Below are 18,270 nucleotides of genomic sequence, written 5' to 3' on the forward strand. Positions count from 1 at the left end.
CGCGACACATCACACGGCGGAAGCGGTGGGATTCGAACCCACGGTACGGGGTTACCGCACAACGGTTTTCAAGACCGTCTCCTTCGGCCGCTCGGACACGCTTCCCTCGGTTCGGACGAAGCCGAACCCGGCCTGCCCAGCGCGAGCTGAGCCAGAACAGTTTCTCACAGTCCCGCGAGCAACTGCCAATCGCTCGGAGGGGCTGACCTCAGTGCTTGTTCTTGCCCTTCTTGTTCTTCTTCGCGCCGGGAACCTCGCGTGCCAGGCCGCCGTCATGCTTGTGCTGCTCGTGCGGACTGCGGCCCGTCGAATCCGCATCCGCCGAGGTGGCTCCCCTTGCCGCGAACGTCGCCGGCACCCGGGACGGAACGAACTCCGCTTCCTCTTCGTCCGCGAATTCGTCCTCATCGACCGGTGTCTTCGTCATGGCCGGGGCATCCGGCCCGTTGAGAGCCGAGGTCCTGTTCTCCCCGGTAGCTCGTTCGGACTCGCCCTGCTCAGCAACAGCGGGCGCATCCGGCAGAGGCGCCGAGGCGACCTCCGGAGGTTCGGACGGCATCGGCGGAGCATCCGGCATCCGCGCCGACTTCGGCGCACGCTCATCCTCGACGATCGGCGGAGCGTCTCCCCCGGCGACCGCCGCACTGCCCTCGGTGTCGGTGGTCTCGTCGGTATCGGTGGTCTCGACAGTCGGGTCGGCGTCGGTGGTCTGGGTGTCTGCGCCGGCGTCTGAGTTCTCCCCAGGTGCGTCGATGTCGCCGATGCCACCGCTCGAGTCTTTGTCGCTATCGCCCTTCGACTCGTCGAGAGCCTCAACGTCGACCTCAGCGAGATCATGGACGCCCAGATCGACCTCGGGGACACCGTCATCGACGCGCTCAACCGTCTCCGTCGTCACCGCGTCGACGTAGGTGTCCTCGACGACTGCACCGCCGGTGATCCGCACGTCGCCCGCGACCACTGAGCTCTCCGAGGTCGTCGTGCCCTCACCGTCCGTGCTCGTCGTCTCGCTGACGAAGAGCGTCCGGGTCACAGTGGTGCCGCGCGCCGAGGTGGTCACACCTTCACGAGTGTCCTTGTCCGAACCGTTGACGGACACTCCGTGGGTCTTCGGCGACTTCGACTCGGTCTCCGTCACCTCGCTCGGTGCCTCGACACTGGGCTCGACGAAGCCTTCGGAATCGGCCTCCGGATCCATTTCCGCGATCTCGTCCGGCCGCGGTTCGACCGATTCTGCCGACACCGCGTCGACAAGCACATCCTGCGAATCACCGTCGCCGGCAGCCGACGAATCGTTGTCGCGAGTTGTCGTGCCGTCGCCGTCCGCGGCAGCACCGGCGTCGGACTCCGCGCCGTCCTCGTTCTCGCTGCCGGTGTTTTCGGCATCCGACTCGGCATCGGCCGTTTCGACGTCGGCATCAGCGACGGAGGCGGACGACGTGTCTGCCTTGTCGCCAACGACATCGGCCCGCTCAGCGACGTGGTCGCCAGAGTGGGCACTATCAACCGAGTCGGCGTCGTCCTCGAAGTCGGCCCTGTCACCCGAATCAGCATCCTTGCCGTCGGCATCGCCCGCAGGTTCGGTATCGGCAGAAGCATCGTCACCATCGTTCGCAGCGACAGCTCCGGCGACGCCGGCGGCGCCGACGACCCCAGCCGCACCAGCGACGAAAGCGGCCCCACGTGACGAGTCACCGGACGTTGCCTCCTCGCTGGCCTTCTCTGCGCCACTGTCAGCCTCTGCACCAGACACATCACCGCTGCCCGAAGCGTCGGAGTCCGCGTCCACCGCGTCAGACTTCGTTTCCGACGACCTGGAGTCCGCCTCCACTGAGCCAACCCGGTCACGCTCAGCCGACTGGGCGGCACCCACGTCGCCACCGGCCCCAACACCACCGGCACCATCGTCGGTCGCGGGAACACTGAGCTCCGCCTCGGTGGGGTCGTCGCTGCCCCGCGCGGGCTTGCCCTTGAGGATGAGGGTGAGCGTCGCGAGCGGCACGGACAGCCAGTTCGGGCGGTTGCGCAGCTCGGTGACGACTTCGACGAGGAGCCGATCGATGAGGGCAGCCCGCAGCACGGGATCGCCCAGGCCGATGCTCTCGCCCCGTGCTCGCGAATACCCGCTGAGCAGGGAGTTCTGCACCTGGGACGCCCACAGGTACTCAGGCGAATCGTAGATCGTCCGCAACGCCGCAGGATCGTTGCCGAAGCCGTTGACGACGAGTCCGCCGTCCTCGTTCTCAAGCGCCTCGGTGCGCTGGAGCCTCGCGAATCCGGCCGCGTAGTCGACGCTGCGCAGCAGGGCGACGAGGTCGATGGCCACCGGCTTGGGATCGGAGTTCGACGAGTCGGTGAACTTCACGACCTGGTAGCCCTCGCTCGGGGAGCTGACGACATGGTCGAGGGTGAGCTCCCCGTGGATCTTCTGCAGCGTCCCGATCGAATCGAGCGACCGCAGCTTGTTCCGATGCTGTTTGAGTTCGGGCACCAGCGAGTCGAGCGCGAGCGGCGCCCGCCCGAGCGCCCAATCGACGCGTTCGGCCCACTTGTCGACGAACTGCTTCGTCGGAGCGCCCGCCCCTTCGACGATGCCGAACTCCGCGGCCATGTCGGAGTGCAGTTCGCCGATCCGGCGCCCCATCTCCGCGGCATGCGCGTTGTAGCCGCCGATCGACCCGGAGTCGACCGCGCAGACGATGTCGACGGCTTCCCTCCACGCCGGTTCCGCCTCGACGTCGGCCTGGGACAGCAGCGCCATCGGCGCCTCCATCTCCGTGACCTCGAACATGTCGTACCAGCGTCCCGAACTCCAGCCGATGACCTCGGGTACGCTGCGCGAGCCCGCCTCGGTGAGCAGGACGGGGATCGTCAGCGACGACGGCATGCCGTTCTCGAGCACCCGGAAGAAGCTCAGCTCCACCGGCTCGTACTCGTCGTGGATGATGACGGTGGACTTGTGCGCCCCCGAATCAGCGACCTCGATCGGCCGGATCGGCACGTCGATCTCGTCCTTGACCTCGGACGACGGGGGTGCGGTGACGGGTTTGGGCGGGACCGCCTCGGCGCTGGGATCACCATCGACAGCGGAGGACGACACCGTCGCCGAGGCGGGCGCTGGGACCGTCTCCCGGGTTCGCCCCGTGGACGCCAAGGTCGAGCGGTCGCGACTGTGACGCAGGGATTCGGTGCTCAGCTGGCCACCGTCGAAGACCTTGCGTTTGGTGATGGCATCGGCGAGGAGGTTGACGAAGATGGGGTCGGCGGCGCCGTCGTAGACGAAGACCCGACCGAGCGCGAGATCGTCGACGGTGCCGATGAGCGCGTGGCGCAGGTGGATGTCCTCGGTGCCGCGCAGGGACAGGGGGATGTTGAGGCGGCGCAGGGTCGGGCCGTCGCCGACGGAGATGACGGTGACGAGCCCGGAGAAGCCGCCGAGCTCCCCGGCGGTGAAGGTGAAGGCGCGGGCCACAGACATCGGGGTGATGTCGGGGTCCATTCCGAAGTCAGCAGCCAGCTTCGGGAACCACGACTGCCGGGGGATCCAGCGGGCTAGGAGCTGTTCGAGCTCACTGCTGATGGCCATGTCGCCTCCTTGAAGGGATTACGGGCATCTTCCATCAAATCACGGTATTGCCCTCTCAGCCCTGATGGCGCACCAGAAACCGGCCAAGTCACCATGCGCTCTGCGGGCGGGGCTGAGGGGGCGGCTGGAATCCGAGCGTCTCTGCGTGACGGTTCCGAATGTCTCGGCGTGAGGGGTCCGACCACCTCGGCGGAGGGGTCGAACGGTGGTCGCACGGTCTGCGATGCGGGACGAGTTGCCGAATGGCAAGACGGAGGGCGCACAATGGGAGGGTGTTGAGAACAGACGAATCACCCCAGCAGCAGACACTCGCGCACGAGGTCGAAGCGGCCGCTGCGCGAATCGCCGACTCCGTGATCACGTCTCCGCTCCAGATTTCGGAGCGGCTCTCCGCCGCCTGCCGAGCCACCGTCTACCTCAAGCGCGAGGACCTCCAACCGGTGCGTTCGTACAAGATCCGCGGCGCCTTCAACTTCATGCTCCAACTCGACGAGGAAGAGCGCGCCCGCGGTGTCGTGTGCGCCTCGGCGGGCAATCACGCCCAGGGCTTCGCGCTCGCGTGCCGTCAGCTGGGAATCCAGGGCACGATCTTCGTCCCCAAGACCACGCCGAGGCAGAAGATCGACCGCATCCGCCATTTCGGCCGCGACCGGGTGACGATCGAGATCTCCGGGTCGACCTACGATGACGCCTCGGCACTCGCCCACCGCTTCGCCGACCGCAACGAGGCCCTGCTCGTCTCCGCGTTCGACGACCGGCGCACGATCGCCGGTCAGGGCACCGTGGCCGTCGAGATCGCCCAGCAGCTCGACACGCACCCCGATGCGATCATCGTGCCCGTCGGCGGGGGCGGAGTCATCGCCGGCATCGCCGCGTATGCGGCCGAACACATGCCGGACACGAAGATCATCGGCGCCGAACCGGCCGGAGCCGCCTCGATGATCGCCGCCCTCAAGGCCGGCCACCCCGTGACCTTGGAGAACATCGACCGCTTCGCCGACGGCACCGCCGTCAAACGGGCCGGCACCATCACGTACGACATCGTCTCCGACCTCGGCGTCGACGTCCGACCCGTCGCCGAAGGCGCCGTGGCCACGGAGATGCTCGCGATGTACCAGGTCGACGGCATCATCGCCGAACCCTCCGGGGCGCTGGCATCGGCGGCCGTCGGCGCGCCCGGCACCGGCAAACCCGTCGTCGTCGAACCGGGATCGACCGTCGTCTGCCTCGTCTCGGGCGGGAACAACGACATCTCCCGCTATCCGGAGATACTCGAGCGCTCCCTCGTCCACGAGGGCCTCAAGCATTACTTCATCGTCGACTTCCCGCAGGAACCGGGAGCGCTGCGCCGCTTCCTCAACGAGATCCTCGGCCCCGACGACGACATCGCGATGTTCGAGTACGTCAAACGCTCCGACCGGGAGACGGGTCCGGCCTTCGTCGGCATCCAGCTTGGCGCGGCGGAGGATCTGCCCAATCTGCTCGAGCGCATGGAGTCCTCCCAGATCGAGATCGAACGCGTCCACCAGAACTCGCCGATGTTCCGTCTCTTCGCGTAGTAGGTCGTCCGCTCAGTCGTCCGGAGCGCCGTCCGCTCGGTCGTGCCTCTCAGTGGTGCCGTTCCCTCGCCGAGGTGGGGGCTGGGTGGGGTCGCGCCGACCGTGTCGTCGAGGTGGCTCGGCTGGATCCACGCGACGACCTCGGCGGGGTCGGGCCCTGTCCCGGCGACCGCCTCGGCGGGGTTGGTTCCACGGTCACGGACCGCTCACGGGATTCACCGATCCGGCCCATGGTGCGGACACGTCCACGGACTACAGTGGTCTCATGCGCGCCATCACGATTCCCGCCCCGGGTGATCCCGAGGCTCTGCAGCTGACCGAGGTGCCCACCCCTGAGATCGGGCCCGACGAGGTGCTCGTGCGGGTCCACGCGGCCGGGGTCAACCGCGCCGATCTCCTCCAGCGCCGCGGGTTCTACAACCCGCCTCCGGGCGCCACCGACATTCCCGGACTCGAGATCTCAGGCACGATCGTCGCCCTCGGCGCCGAGGTGACCGGGTGGAACGTCGGCGACCGCGTCGCGGCCCTCCTCTCCGGTGGCGGGTACGCCGAGGAGGTCGCTGTTCCCGCAGGTCAGCTCCTTGCCGTGCCCGACACGTACGACCTCACCGCGGCAGCCGCCCTGCCTGAGGTGCTCTCGACCGTGTACTCCAACGTCGTCGGCCGCGGACGCATCCGGATCGGCGAATGGCTGCTCGTCCACGGCGGCGGGTCCGGGATCGGCACCGCCGCGATCCAGGTCGCGAACCTCCTCGGTGTGAAGATCGTCGTCACCGTCGGCTCCGAGGAGAAGGCACGGTTCTGCCGCGAACTCGGCGCCGACGCCGTCATCAACTACCGCGACGAGGACTTCGTCGAACGCGTCCACGAGATCTGCGTCCGCCCCGACGGGACGACCGGCGCCGACGTCGTCCTCGACATCATCGGCGCGAAGTACCTCGAACGCAACATCGCCGCCCTCGGCACCGACGGCCGCCTCGTCATCATCGGCCTCCAGGGCGGCACGACCGCCGAACTCGACCTCAGCACCCTCCTCCAGGCGCGCAAGACGATCACCGCAACGACCCTGCGCGCCCGACCGGCGGAGCAGAAAGCGGAGATCATCGCCGAGGTGGCCGCCCAGCTGTGGCCGGCCGTGATCTCCGGCGACATCCGTCCGATCATTCACGACACCGTTCCCCTCGCCGAGGCGGCCCGTGCCCATCAGATCCTCGAGGACGGGAACAACATCGGCAAGGTCCTCCTCACCGTCGGGGATGAGGGCAGCGGCGCTGAGGGCGGGGTCGGGCACGCGACCTCACGCCGCCAGGCTGGACAGTCCGCCGGGGAGTCACAGTCCGCCGGGGAGACGCAGGCAGCCGGGTCGACACAGTCGGCCGGGGAGACGCAGTCGGCCGGGTCGACACAGTCGGCCGGGGAAGAAGGAGCGCGACGATGACCGAGAATTCGACGTCGACCGAGAGCGATCAGACCGAGGGCGCCGCGCAGGTTGAGGCGACGTCTGGGGCCACTGCCTCGGCGGACGTTGCTGCCGCCGAGCTGGGCGACGCGAGTTCCGCAGCCGGCACGGGCGAGGCCGCAGGCGCATCCGGGCCCGGCGATACCACCACTCCCGGGAACCAGCCGAGCTCGAACGGCGAGGCCACGACCGAAGCGGGCACCGCGGCTGAGGATGAGGAAACCGAGGAACCCGACATCTCCTCCCCCGCGAAGGTCATGCGCATCGGCACGATGGTCAAGCAGCTCCACGAGGAGGCCCGCGGAACCGAGCTCGATGAGAAGGGTCGCGAACGCCTCGCGCAGATCCATCGCCGGTCGATCGAGGAGCTCGAGGACGGCCTGTCCTCGGAACTCGTCGCCGAGCTCGACCGCTTCGATCTGCCCTTCGACTCTGCCGACGGTCCGCCTTCGGCCTCCGAACTGCGGATCGCCCAGGCTCAGCTCGTCGGCTGGCTCGAAGGACTCTTCCACGGAATCCAGACCGCGATCATGGCACAGCAGGCGATGGCGAGTCAGGACGCGGCCGGGCGCGGACAGCTCCCCGCCGTCACCCCTGGTGGCGGCCCCGGCCCGGGGTCTCCCGGGGTTGAGGACGACAAGCGCAGGACCGGCAACTATCTGTGAAGAAGCTCTTCTCCTTCAACTCCCGCCGGCCCGACAAGCAGTTCGGAACCGGCCTGTGGCGTCACAACCGCGACCGATTCCTCCGCGCCGTCGACCGCTACTACGCGACGGCCGTCGCAATCCACGACGCGGCCGGAACCGACCCTGTCTCCGACCCCGAGGCCACTGCACCTGACGCCTCCGCACCGACCGCCCCCGGTCAGGCCACTGGGGCACACGAGTCGGCGGCCGCCTCGGCGAGGGAGACGATCATGGCCGGCACGCACCGACTCAACGATCTCGCCTCCGACGTCGACGACCTCACCGCGCGCCTCCACGCCCGCTGGCCCATCGACGATCAGGTCGTTCCCGGGCACGTCCGCGCCGCGGTCGGGGACTCTCCGGAACTGCTCACCCGAGCCTCGGCGAAGGTCGCCGAAGCAGTCCTCGCCGCCTCGATGGTCCGCGCAGGCACCGCCGAAGGCAGCGCGCTGACCTCGGTGGCAGCAGCGACCGAACGCTTCATCACCGACGCCGCCGACCTCCTCGACCGCGCCCGCGAGATCATCGCCGAGGCGGAGCGCTCATGACGGGAGGCGGCACTCCCCCAGCGGACTTCGACCTCGGGCTCGTGGCCAGCGACGTCGACGGGACGCTGCTGCTCGACTGGCAGCCGATCTCCGAGACGACGATCGAGGCGATCCACCGGTGCCAGCGGATGGGGATCCCGTTCGTCCTCGTCACCGGTCGCCCGTTCCGCTGGCTCACGGCGATCGCCGAGCAGATCCCCGACCTCGGCCGCGTCGTCTGCCTCAACGGGGCTGTCGTCTACGACATCGCCACCGGCACGATCGTCGACGCCCATACCCTCAGCCATGCGGGGGTGCGGGAGATCGTCACCGCGATCTCCGACGCTCACCCCGAAGCGTACTTCGCGTTCGAGACGCTCACCGGGCTGTTCATCGACGACGGGTTCGCCACCCGCTCCCCGCAGGACGCCACGGTCATCACCGACCTCGACGAGATCGCCGATCGGGAGGTAGTGAAGATCCTCGTCAGCCTCGGCACCGACGACTCCGCAGCGCTGCACGATCTCCTCGGACCGCTCGTCACCAGCGCATGCCATGCGACCTTCTCCGATCCGGTCAACGGCCTCGTCGAACTCGCCCCGCGCGGGGTCACGAAGGCGAAGACGCTCGAATCGGTGTGCGACCATCTCGGCGTGGGCAGGGAGCGGGTGATGGCGTTCGGGGACATGCCCAACGACATCGAGATGCTCTCGTGGGCCGGGCACGGGGTGGCGATGGGCAACGCGCTCGACATCGTCAAGGAGTCCGCGGATGCGGTGACCGACTCGGTCGCCGACGACGGCGTCGCCCACTATCTCAACGCAGCCCTCAACGCCCTGCTCGCCCGCTGAACGCAGCCCGCAAACTTCACCCGACGTCCCAAATGCGATGCGGCGCCGGGTCGCATTTGGGACGTCGGGTGAAGCTTAGGGGCGGGTCTGGGTCGAGCCCTCGGTGTCGAGCACGGCCGGGTCGAGGTCGAAGCGGTCGACGAGCGCCACGGCCAGTCCGTCGTCCTCGACCGGGTCGGTGACGACGCTGCCGAGCACCTTGAGCTCGTCCTTCGCCTGGCCCATGACGATCGCATGGTCGGCCCACTCGATCATTTCGAGGTCGTTGAGACCGTCGCCGGCCGCAACCGTCAGTGCGTGGTCGATGTCGAGCTCGGATTCGACGAGGGCGAGTCCGCTCGCCTTCGACACCCCGTCGGGGGCGATGTCGAGCCAGTTGCTCCACCCCACCGAGTAGCTGACCTCGTGGAGACCGAGACGGTCGACCGCCTCGGCGAAGTCCTCCGCGGTGCCGTTGACGTCGCGCATGACGATGCGGGTCGCCTGCTTGTCCAACAGCTCGTCGAAGGGGACGATGTCGAGGGTGTCGGATTCGGCGAGCTCCCCGGGCGGGAACGCCCCGGACGCCCAGCGGTGCAGGTCGGGATCCTCGACGAGGAACAGGGCGCTCGGCAGCACCTCCCGCATCCGCTCGAGCGCACTGCGCGGGTCGAACGAGACGACATGGTGCATCTCCCAGCCCAAGGGCAGCGACGAGTCGAGCTTGACGACGACCGAGCCATTCGAGCACACGACGTAGCCTTCGGTCAGACCGAGGGCGTGGACGATCTCAAGCGCTCCCGGCAGGGCACGTCCGGTGGAGATGACGAGGTGGTGGCCCGCCTCGGCGAGCTCGAGGAGGACCTGCCGCACCGCCTCGGACAGGGTTCCGTCATAGTCGATGATCGTGCCGTCGACGTCGAGCGCGATGAGGTGTGCGGGCAAAGCTTCTCCTTGGCCGGCGGTGGCTGGGCTGCTCAGAATCGGGGTCCCTCCGGTCCCTGAGCAGTCATTCCGCCGAGGTAGGGGCGCAGGGCGGCAGGGACCGTGACCGATCCGTCGGCCTGCTGATGGTTCTCGAGGATCGCGACGAGCCAGCGCGTGTTCGCCATGGTCCCGTTGAGGGTCGCGACCGGGCGGGTGGCGCCGTCGTGGCGTTCGCGGATCTGCAGGCGCCGGGCCTGGAAGGTCGTGCAGTTCGACGTCGAGGTCAGCTCACGGTAGGTCTCCTGCGTCGGCACCCAGGCCTCGCAGTCGAACTTCCGGGCAGCCGAATCGCCGAGGTCGCCGGCAGCGACGTCGATGACCCGGTAGGGCAGTTCGCACAGCTGGAGCATCTTCTCCTGCAGGGAGAGCATGCGCTCGTGCTCGGCCTCGGCGTCCTCGACCTCGACGTAGGAGAACATCTCGACCTTCTGGAACTGGTGGACGCGGATGATCCCGCGGGTGTCCTTGCCGTACGAGCCGGCCTCCCGGCGGTAGCACGAGGAGATGCCCGCGTAGCGCAGCGGACCGTCGCCGAGGTCGATGATCTCGTCCATGTGGTAGCCGGCCAGGGGCACCTCGGAGGTGCCGACGAGGAAGAGGTCGTCGGCTTCGAGTCGGTAGACCTCGTCGGCGTGCTCGCCGAGGAAGCCGGTGCCGCGCATGACCTCGGGTTTGACCAGGGTCGGGGTGATCGTCGGGCTGAACCCGGCCTCCTCGGCGACGTCGCGGGCGAGGTTGAGCAGCGCCATCTCGAGCTTCGCACCGAACCCGGTGAGGTAGTGGAAACGGGCCCCGGAGACCTTCGTGCCCCGGGTCGTGTCGATGGCCTTGAGGGCCTCACCGATCGCGAGGTGGTCGAGGGGTTCGAAGCCCTCGGCGGCGAAGTCACGGGGCTCACCGACGGTCTTGAGGGTGACGAAGTTCTCCTCATCTCCCGCGGGGATGCCGTCGATGATGAGGTTGGGCAGCTTCGCGGCGAGGGACTCGAAGGCGAACGACGCTTCCTCCGACTCGGCCTGCAGGGCCTTGACCTTGGCCGACTTCTCCTTGCCTTCGGCGATGAGGGCAGGTTTGTCGTCCTTGGGCGCCTTGGCGATCTGGGAGGAGAAGGACTTCTGGTCGGCGCGGGCGTCTTCGAACGCCGTGATGGCCGCACGCCTCGCCGAGTCCGCGGCGAGGACCTCGTCGACGAGCTCGACGGAGGCCCCGCGAGCCTTCTGCGAGGCCTTGAACAGGTCCGGGTCTTCTCTCAGCTGCACTAGATCGATCACCGTCTCAGCTTAACGGGCCGCCGGTGTTTTCGACATTCGCCCCCTGAGTCCGCACTCAGTCTGACCAGAGTAAATTTGTCCCATGACCTTCGATCTTGATCCCGCCATGACGTGGTTCGTCATCGCCGGAGTCATCATCGTCGTCATCGCCGCCTTCCTCGTCGGCGCCCGGTTCGGTTCCCGCCGTGCCCTCGACCGTCTCCACCGGTACTCCCGCACCCATGCCCCTGCCGACGCCGAGGTGGACCCCACCGCCCGCTACCGCGCGGCGCTCATCGTCAACCGGACGAAGGCGAATGCCGAGAACATCATCTCCACGGCACGGGCGGTCTGCCGGTTCGAAGGCTGGGATCCGCCGCTGATCTTCGAGACCTCCCCCTCCGATTCGGGTGAGGGCGTGGCCGAGCAGGCTCTCGAGGCCGAGGTCGACGTCGTCATCGTCGCCGGCGGCGACGGCACGATCCGCGCGGTCGCCTCGGTGCTGACGGGCACGTCGACGCCGATGGGCATCGTCCCCATCGGCACCGGCAATGTACTCGCGCGCAACCTCGACATCGTCCTCGACAAGCCCGAGTGGGCGCTGCGGATCGCCCTGTGGGGCCACAACCGCGCCGTCGACGTCGGCACCGCCCGGCTGAGCAGGGACGGCGACCGGAACGTCTTCATGGTCATGACCGGCCTGGGCTTCGACGCCGAGGTGATGGCCAAGACGACAGCGGATGCGAAGAGCAAACTCGGCTGGCTCGCGTACCTCGAGGCGGGATCCCGGACGCTCGTCGGTCGGCCCAGCCACGTGAAGATCACCTACGACGAGGACTACCGGGTCTCGGCCAGGGTGCGCTCGGTCATCGGCGGCAACTGCGGGAAGCTGCAGGGCGGGATTCAGCTGCTGCCCGAGGCGGTCATCGACGACGGTCTCCTCGACGTCCTCGTTGTCAGTCCGAAGAACCTGGGCCAGTGGGTCGGGGTGGCTGCCTCGATCATCGGGCGGAAGACGACGAAGGGCCTGCACACGGACATCCGGAAGTGCAGGACGGTCGTCATCGAATCGCGCGAGACCCTCGACGTCCAGCTCGACGGGGATCCGGCAGGCACGACCCGGTATCTGGCGATGGCGATCCTGCCCGGAGCCATCAACGTCAAGGTGCCCACGACCGAGCAGCGACGAGAGATCAGGGCCGAAGCCTGGCCTGTGTGAGTGGGGCCGCGCGTGTGAGTCTGGCCTGGCTGGTGTGTGTGGGCCGCGCGCGACGCTGACTGCCGGCACCTTCGCCCTTGTTCCCGACCGCGTTCGCCCCTGCTCGCAGCCGCGTTCGACACTGCTCGCGCCCGCGTTTGACGCTACCGGCAGGTAGGTCACGAACAGGTCGCGGAACTGTGATGCCGTTCACCAAAGCGTTACAGCAATTCACCCGACCAAAACGTACAAAAATAGTTCTGATAATTTCCTGTACCTAGGATGACTTCCAGATGTGCACCCCCTCACACAGATAGAAGGCATTCCAATGAAGAAGCTCATCCTCGCACCGGCTGTCGCCCTTGCGTTCACCGGACTCGTCGCCGCCCCTGTCGCTGCGGCAGAGGCCCCCACCACTCAGTCCGCCGAGGCGAAGGCCGCCGAGAAGGAGAAGGCTGAGAAGGAGAAGGCCGAGAAGGAAGCCGCGGCCAAGAAGGCGGCTGAGAAGAAGGAAGCCGAGGAGAAGGCGGCAGCCAAGAAGAAGGCTGACGAGAAGGCCGCCGCGAAGAAGAAGGCCGACGAGGAAGCCGCGAGGACGAAGGCGGCTGCGAAGAAGGAAAGCGACTCCGACGCGACGAAGCCGCCCGAGCGTGTGGAGCCGTCGCCGGCGAAGAGCTCCGCTGCCCCTAACCCTTCGGACAAGCCCACGAACGAGGCTCAGAAGGCCGACCCTGTGCTCGTCGTTCCTCAGGGTGAGGTCGCTGCCGAGGACCTGGCCGATCCCGCCAAGGGCGTGACCGTCACGGTCAACGGCCTCGAGGCCGGCGATGAACTCACTCCGCTCAACGGACTCGCAGGTGATTCCGTGACCGCTACCGGTACCTCGGCGACGATGAAGCTCTACTTCGACGGCAACGCCGAAGACCTCAATGACGGTCCGAAGGCATTCACCATCGACTACCAGGGCGCGGCCGGGATCAAGGAGCTGAGCGGCTCGGTCAATGTGAAGGCGGCCGAGGACACCTCGATCAAGGCCACCCTCAGCGTCGAGCCCGCAGAGATCACCGCCGAGGACATCACGAACAAGGACAAGGGCCTGATCGTCACAGTCAAGGGCGTCAAGGCCGGCGACACGATCACGAATACCCTCACCGACGACATCGTCACTGTCGAGGAGGACGGGGACCAGGTCCTCTACCTCTACTACCGCGGCAAGCCGAGCGACCTTGCGCCCGGTGTTCTCGCGTTCGATGTGACGGTCAATCGCGATGGCGAAAAGCCAAAGGAGCTCCCGGGCGAAGTCACCATCGTCGAAGACGACGCCGTCGCCCCGATCGAGGCGTCTCTCAAGGTCGTGCCAAAGGAGGTGACCGCAGCCGATCTCGCGAACGAGAAGAAGGGCGTCAAGGTCACCGTCTCCGGTGTCAAGGCCGGCGACGTCATCACCGACTCCCTCACCGGCATTGAGAAGACGGCGACCGAGGACGGCGACTTCACCTTCACCCTCTACTACGACGGCAACCCCGAGAACATCGAAGAGGGTCCGGTCGACTTCACCGTGACGATCGACCGCGAGGGAACCGATTCGGCCACCCTCAAGGGACAGTTCACCGTCGTCAACGACGAGCCCGAAGCCCCCGCCGAGGCGACGCTGACGGTCTCGCCGAAGTCGATCGAGTCCGGTGACTTCATCAATGAGAAGAAGGGCGTCAAGCTCTCCGTCAAGGACTGCCAGCCGGGCGAGGGCGTCCGCTTCATGGTCAAGGCGAAGGACCGCTCGAACATCACGGCCTACGACCGGACGATCAAGGCGAACAAGGACGGCAAGGCCACGGTCACCGTCTTCGGCACCTCGGACAACGCCTCGGCATACGTCGGCTCCTACTCGGTCACCGTGACCTGCGGCGACACCACGATGAAGGATTCGTTCAAGGTCACCGGCAGCCCGAACGCCGGAGGCGGCGACGGCAGCGGCGACGAAGGCCACGACAACGGTTCCGCCGGCAGCGGCAGCGAACTGCCCCGCACAGGTGCCGAACTCAACGGCCTCGCCGCAGGCGCCCTGCTCCTGCTCGTCGGCGGAGCGGCCGTGACCATCACGATGCGTCGCCGCAAGGGCGACTTCTCGCCCTCGTACATCTGAGGGTGACGCGGTGACCGGCCGCTGAGTCCGGGCACAGACAGCGCAACGGCGGAAGGGCCGGGAGTTCGATCGAACTCCCGCCCCTTCCGTGCCCTCCGTCACCATCGGGGAAAACGTGACCAGTCCGTGACAGAAATGGGGGATCCGCCCCGATATGCTTCTGTAGTTATCTGACAATCCCCTGAGAGGACCCTCTCCTTCCATGCCCAAGAAACTGGCGCTCATCCCTGCGCTCGCACTTGCCCTGGCCGGACTCGGCGCATCCCCAGCGCTCGCTGCTCCCACCGATGTCGACAGCGCCTACTCCGCGCCCGCCGCCGCAGAATCCGCCCCGGAAAGCACGGAATCGACCGACGACTCCGCGACCACCGAGGAGACGGAACCCACGGAGCCGACTCCCTCGGAGGACTCGGACACCGACGCCTCGGCGACGGAGACCCCGGATGCCCCGGCAGAGACCGAGAGCCCCGCACCCGACGAGACTGCCGACGCGGAGCCCACTCCGACCGAGGAGGCCGCGGCACCGATCGAAGCCACCGTCACTGTCGATCCGAGCACGATCGACCTCTACGACTTCTGGGAGGACGGCGTCGTCATCACCGTCGCCGGTCTGGAGAAGGGCGACGTCGTGACGAACTCGCTCACCGGTGAGAAGAAGACCGCCAAGGGCAGCACCGTCGAGTTCGACTTCTTCGACGACAACGATGAGATCTACGAGGCGCAGGTCGTCGACTTCACTGTCACGGTCAAGCGTGGGGACCAGGAGTCACAAGAGTTCCCCGGACGCTTCACGATCACCGAAGAAGACTACGAGGACTTCGAGCCCGGTGAGCTGTCGCTGTCGACGAACTCGATGAGCGTCTCCGAGTTCAAGAAGAAGGGCATCGCCTTCTCGGGCACCGGATTCGCACCTGGCGAGATCACTATCGCGGCCGCCGCGAAGATCGACGAGGACGAGTTCGACGCCAGCGAACTGCTCTACCTTGATCAGAACCTCAAGGCCTCTGACAAGGGTGTGGTCTCCGGAGTCATCCGGCCCAACGAGACCAAGAACGTCAAGCCGGGCACCTACTTCGCCTATGCATCCGGCGAAGAGCAGCTCTCGATGGCCGAGTTCACGCTGACCGCGGACTCGAAGGAGGCTTCGCTGTCGGTGTCCCCGAAGACCATCGACGCCGCTGACTTCGTCAATACGGACAAGGGCGTGAAGCTCACGGTTGCGAACTGCGCTCCGGGAACCGACATCCGCTTCGTCGTCAACCCCAAGGGCAAGTCGACCGTCACCGCCTACGACCGCACCGTGAAGGCGAATGCGAACGGCACCGCCTCGGTGACCGTCTACGGCACCTCCGACAACGCCTCGGCGTATGTCGGCGACTACACGGTGACCGCGAGCTGCGGTGACGACGAGCTCAAGGGTGGGTTCTCCGTGACCTCCGGCGCGAACGCCGGCGGGACCACCGGCAAGGGCGGCAACCTGCCGCGCACCGGTGCCGAGCTCAGCCCGCTCGCCGGCGGAGCCGCACTGCTGCTCATCGGCGGAGCCGCCGTGGCGCTGACGATGCGCCGCGCGAAGGCTCGTCAGTCGCACTGATCGATCACTGATGCGTGCCCTGTCACTGACGGGGCGATCCGCGCCGAGCTGCTGATGCTGTTGAGGCCTCAGCCCGGACCGCCGGATTAAGCGCCAGCACAGATGCCTGTGGCCCCGACTTCGGTCGGGGCCACAGGCATCTGTGCGTCATGGGCACCTCCGGCAGGATCCTCGTCGTCCTGGGCGACCGCCTCGGCGAAGGACCGCCCGGGATCGGGCACGGATCATACGATCTCGGCGACCGCCTCGGCGAAGGGAATACTCCGATTCAGCGGACGCTCAGGGCCGACGGGGAGATGCTCACGTCGATGCGCTCCGTCTCGCCGAGCTCGTCGCCGTCGACCTCGACCACCCGCGGCTTCTCGAGTTCGATCGTCAGCGAGGACACCCTCTGGTGGATCGCGGTGTCGCTGCTCTGCGCGGAATCGTCCTTGGACACGATGCGGCGGATGCCGTTGTCCCAGACCATGTTCTTCATCGTGTCGAGCCACCCGCTGACTCCGTCGGCCTTGAGGATGAGGACGTCGAGCTCACCGTCGGCAGGGTCGGCGTCCGGGAGCAGCGTGATGCCACCCTGGAGGGTGCCGCAGTTGCCGACGATGAGGGTGTGCGCGAATTCGTCGTCGAGGTCCTCGCCCTCGCGGGAGAGCTTGATCTCCATGACGTCGCTGGCCGAGACCGCCCGACCCAGGGACTCGACGTAGGCGAGCCAGCCGGCCTTGTCCTTGAGGTCGTCGTTGGTCTCGGTGATCATGTGCGCGTCGATGCCGAACCCGGCCATGACGACGAACGGCTGGTGCTCGTTTCCGTCGGGGAGCGCGATCTCGACCCAGCCCATATCGATCCGCTGCGGCGTGCCGTCGATCGCCCGCGTCATCGCGGCCTCCAGGTCGTTCAGGGGCACTTCGAGATTGCGGGCGAGGAGATTCCCGGTGCCCAGCGGGACGATGCCGAGGTCGACATCGGCTCCGGTCTCGGCGAGGTGCCCGGCGACTGCCCGAACGGTGCCGTCGCCTCCGGCGGCGATGACCACCTCGGCGCCGTCGGCGCCGTCGGCGATGGCCGCCTTGGCTGCCGACTCCCCCGGGTCGTCCTCTTCGGTCTCGTACCAGGAGACGGTGAGGTCGGTGCCTTCGGGCAGCGCCGCCTCGAGATCCTCCTTCTCGGTCTTCGCGGGGTTCCACACGATTCCGATGCGTTTGGCGCTCATGTCAGGTCCTTTCGCAGACGTTCTGCTGGCTGTGATGCTGTTAGATCATCGGCCGCGGTCCCGGCGGCTTCAGACCACACACTAACGCAGTCTCCTCGGTGCACCGTGGCAGTTCCCGGGGCGCTCCGGTATCAATCCATCTTGTCGTATCGGGCGCGCAGGAAGAGGAAGACTCCGTAGAGGACGAGTCCGACGCCCACGCCGAGGAGGAGGTACGTGCCGAAGGGCTGCTCGCGCATGGCTTTGAGCGCCCCATCGACGCCGGTCGACTTCTCGGGATCCCCCGTGACCCCGGAGACGATGACGAGGATGCCGACGGCGATGAGGGTCGCACCCTTGCCGAGGTGGCCGAGGACGCCGGTGATCGTCAGCAGCTTCGCCACCGCACTCGAACGCGGGGTGCGCACATCGTCCTTCCAATTCCTGCGGATGCCGTTGACGCAGAACACGATGCCGATGATCGTGACGACGACGCCGATGACGACGAGGAGGAGGATTCCACCTGGAGCCTGCGCCAGCGTCGATGAGGCCTGCTGCGAGGACTGACCCGAATCGGAGCCCTGTCCGAAGACGAACTTGCCGAAGAGCACAGCCACGGCCGCGTACGTGATGCCCTGGGCGATCGCGAGCACGAAGTCCTTCCAACGGTCACGCCCGTGCTCGTCGCGAGGATCGGTCGACCCGTGTCCGCGCAGGGTGGCCGTGCCGAAGAAGGCGTTGGCGAGGTTCCACAGCGCCAGCAGCGCGCAGCCGAGCATGCACAGCCACAGCAGCACCATGCCGAAGGGCTGTGAGGCCATCTGCTGCATCGCACCAGACTGCTCGGCTTCGCCGCTCTTGCCCAGCGCCAGACCGGCAGCGGTCGCACCGAGGATGATGTGGACGAGGCCGTTGGCGATGAAGCCGACCCTGGCCACCCGTTCGAACCATTTGCTGTCCGCGGCGCTGACCGCCGCGTCGTCGGCCTTGCTTGCGGCCCGCTTGATCGTCGAGTCTCCAGTCATAGCACGTCTCCAGTCATAGGTTTCAGTGTTGCACCGTCACCCCTGCTGTCAAGGATTCTTGTCTCACCAGGCGGGTCGCGGTCGGGTCTAGGGCAGGTAGTGGGCGTTCCTAGTGGTTGCAGGTGTTCCTGGTGGCGGCGGGCGTTCCTGGTGGTGGCGGAGGAAGAGGGCGCGGTGAGATTGCGGGCGGCGGGGGTTGCTGTCGGGGGTTGCAGGTTGGTGCGAGGAAGGTTGCAG

13 protein-coding genes and 1 tRNA gene are annotated in these 18,270 nt (G+C 67.3%); 8 read left to right on the top strand and 6 right to left on the bottom strand.

The window, feature by feature from the left end; genetic code table 11:
• Positions 1–17: 17 nt before the first annotated feature.
• A tRNA-Ser gene (locus AAHA49_RS15880) sits at positions 18–105 on the bottom strand.
• A gap of 103 nt (positions 106–208) precedes the next feature.
• Positions 209–3,586 carry a maltokinase N-terminal cap-like domain-containing protein gene (locus tag AAHA49_RS15885; protein ID WP_342038975.1) on the bottom strand — a complete coding sequence of 1,126 codons (3,378 nt, stop codon included), beginning with the start codon at positions 3,584–3,586 and terminating at the stop codon, positions 209–211.
• A gap of 272 nt (positions 3,587–3,858) precedes the next feature.
• Here AAHA49_RS15885 and ilvA point away from each other — a divergent pair, with 272 nt between their 5' ends.
• From ilvA to AAHA49_RS15910, 5 genes are all read left to right on the top strand, one after another.
• Positions 3,859–5,145: a threonine ammonia-lyase IlvA gene (gene ilvA / locus AAHA49_RS15890; RefSeq protein ID WP_425286530.1), complete on the top strand. Its 1,287-nt coding sequence runs from the start codon at positions 3,859–3,861 to the stop codon at positions 5,143–5,145.
• A 265-nt stretch (positions 5,146–5,410) separates the two neighbouring features.
• Positions 5,411–6,583 (top strand): NAD(P)H-quinone oxidoreductase, encoded by a 1,173-nt coding sequence (locus AAHA49_RS15895; protein WP_342038976.1) that lies wholly within the window; start codon positions 5,411–5,413, stop codon positions 6,581–6,583.
• A complete protein-coding gene (locus tag AAHA49_RS15900) occupies positions 6,580–7,269 on the top strand; it encodes a proteasome activator (RefSeq protein ID WP_342038977.1) in 690 nt (229 codons plus the stop codon). The genes AAHA49_RS15895 and AAHA49_RS15900 overlap by 4 nt, the downstream gene beginning before the upstream one ends.
• Positions 7,266–7,838 (top strand): hypothetical protein, encoded by a 573-nt coding sequence (locus tag AAHA49_RS15905; protein WP_342038978.1) that lies wholly within the window; start codon positions 7,266–7,268, stop codon positions 7,836–7,838. Before AAHA49_RS15900 ends, AAHA49_RS15905 begins: the two co-directional genes overlap by 4 nt.
• A complete protein-coding gene (locus AAHA49_RS15910) occupies positions 7,835–8,668 on the top strand; it encodes a Cof-type HAD-IIB family hydrolase (RefSeq protein ID WP_342038979.1) in 834 nt (277 codons plus the stop codon). Before AAHA49_RS15905 ends, AAHA49_RS15910 begins: the two co-directional genes overlap by 4 nt.
• A gap of 75 nt (positions 8,669–8,743) precedes the next feature.
• Here the strand turns inward: AAHA49_RS15910 and AAHA49_RS15915 are convergent, their stop codons facing one another.
• Together AAHA49_RS15915 and serS are read right to left on the bottom strand one after the other, a co-directional pair.
• Positions 8,744–9,592 carry an HAD family hydrolase gene (locus tag AAHA49_RS15915; RefSeq protein ID WP_342038980.1) on the bottom strand — a complete coding sequence of 283 codons (849 nt, stop codon included), beginning with the start codon at positions 9,590–9,592 and terminating at the stop codon, positions 8,744–8,746.
• A 32-nt stretch (positions 9,593–9,624) separates the two neighbouring features.
• Entirely contained in the window at positions 9,625–10,905 is a 1,281-nt protein-coding gene (gene serS, locus AAHA49_RS15920) for a serine--tRNA ligase (RefSeq protein ID WP_342038981.1), read from the bottom strand.
• An 82-nt stretch (positions 10,906–10,987) separates the two neighbouring features.
• Between serS and AAHA49_RS15925 the strand changes: the two genes are divergently transcribed.
• The 3 genes from AAHA49_RS15925 (at position 10,988) to AAHA49_RS15935 (ending at position 15,819) form a co-directional block, all read left to right on the top strand.
• Positions 10,988–12,103, top strand: coding sequence for a diacylglycerol/lipid kinase family protein (locus tag AAHA49_RS15925; protein WP_342038982.1), 1,116 nt, complete (start codon positions 10,988–10,990; stop codon positions 12,101–12,103).
• A gap of 307 nt (positions 12,104–12,410) precedes the next feature.
• A complete protein-coding gene (locus AAHA49_RS15930; protein WP_342038983.1) occupies positions 12,411–14,225 on the top strand; it encodes an LPXTG cell wall anchor domain-containing protein in 1,815 nt (604 codons plus the stop codon).
• A 202-nt stretch (positions 14,226–14,427) separates the two neighbouring features.
• Complete coding sequence (locus AAHA49_RS15935) at positions 14,428–15,819, top strand: Ig-like domain-containing protein (protein WP_342038984.1); 1,392 nt, start codon at positions 14,428–14,430, stop codon at positions 15,817–15,819.
• A 268-nt stretch (positions 15,820–16,087) separates the two neighbouring features.
• On the opposite strand, the gene AAHA49_RS15940 is transcribed toward AAHA49_RS15935, so the two are convergent.
• Together AAHA49_RS15940 and AAHA49_RS15945 are read right to left on the bottom strand one after the other, a co-directional pair.
• Entirely contained in the window at positions 16,088–17,029 is a 942-nt protein-coding gene (locus AAHA49_RS15940; RefSeq protein WP_342038985.1) for a diacylglycerol/lipid kinase family protein, read from the bottom strand.
• A gap of 131 nt (positions 17,030–17,160) precedes the next feature.
• Positions 17,161–18,033: a DUF1206 domain-containing protein gene (locus AAHA49_RS15945; protein ID WP_342038986.1), complete on the bottom strand. Its 873-nt coding sequence runs from the start codon at positions 18,031–18,033 to the stop codon at positions 17,161–17,163.
• Positions 18,034–18,270 lie beyond the last annotated feature (237 nt).

Source organism: Brevibacterium ammoniilyticum, assembly GCF_038429965.1.
Taxonomy (GTDB): domain Bacteria; phylum Actinomycetota; class Actinomycetes; order Actinomycetales; family Brevibacteriaceae; genus Brevibacterium; species Brevibacterium ammoniilyticum.

Excerpts from the sequence above, each read along its gene's own strand:
- AAHA49_RS15895 (WP_342038976.1), top strand. The coding sequence starts at position 5,411 with ATGCGCGCCATCACGATTCCCGCCCCGGGTGATCCCGAGGCTCTGCAG.
- AAHA49_RS15930 (WP_342038983.1), top strand. The coding sequence starts at position 12,411 with ATGAAGAAGCTCATCCTCGCACCGGCTGTCGCCCTTGCGTTCACCGGA.
- AAHA49_RS15935 (WP_342038984.1), top strand. The coding sequence starts at position 14,428 with ATGCCCAAGAAACTGGCGCTCATCCCTGCGCTCGCACTTGCCCTGGCC.
- AAHA49_RS15945 (WP_342038986.1), bottom strand. The coding sequence starts at position 18,033 with ATGACTGGAGACTCGACGATCAAGCGGGCCGCAAGCAAGGCCGACGAC.
- AAHA49_RS15925 (WP_342038982.1), top strand. The coding sequence starts at position 10,988 with ATGACCTTCGATCTTGATCCCGCCATGACGTGGTTCGTCATCGCCGGA.
- AAHA49_RS15885 (WP_342038975.1), bottom strand. The coding sequence starts at position 3,586 with ATGGCCATCAGCAGTGAGCTCGAACAGCTCCTAGCCCGCTGGATCCCC.
- AAHA49_RS15910 (WP_342038979.1), top strand. The coding sequence starts at position 7,835 with ATGACGGGAGGCGGCACTCCCCCAGCGGACTTCGACCTCGGGCTCGTG.
- AAHA49_RS15900 (WP_342038977.1), top strand. The coding sequence starts at position 6,580 with ATGACCGAGAATTCGACGTCGACCGAGAGCGATCAGACCGAGGGCGCC.
- AAHA49_RS15940 (WP_342038985.1), bottom strand. The coding sequence starts at position 17,029 with ATGAGCGCCAAACGCATCGGAATCGTGTGGAACCCCGCGAAGACCGAG.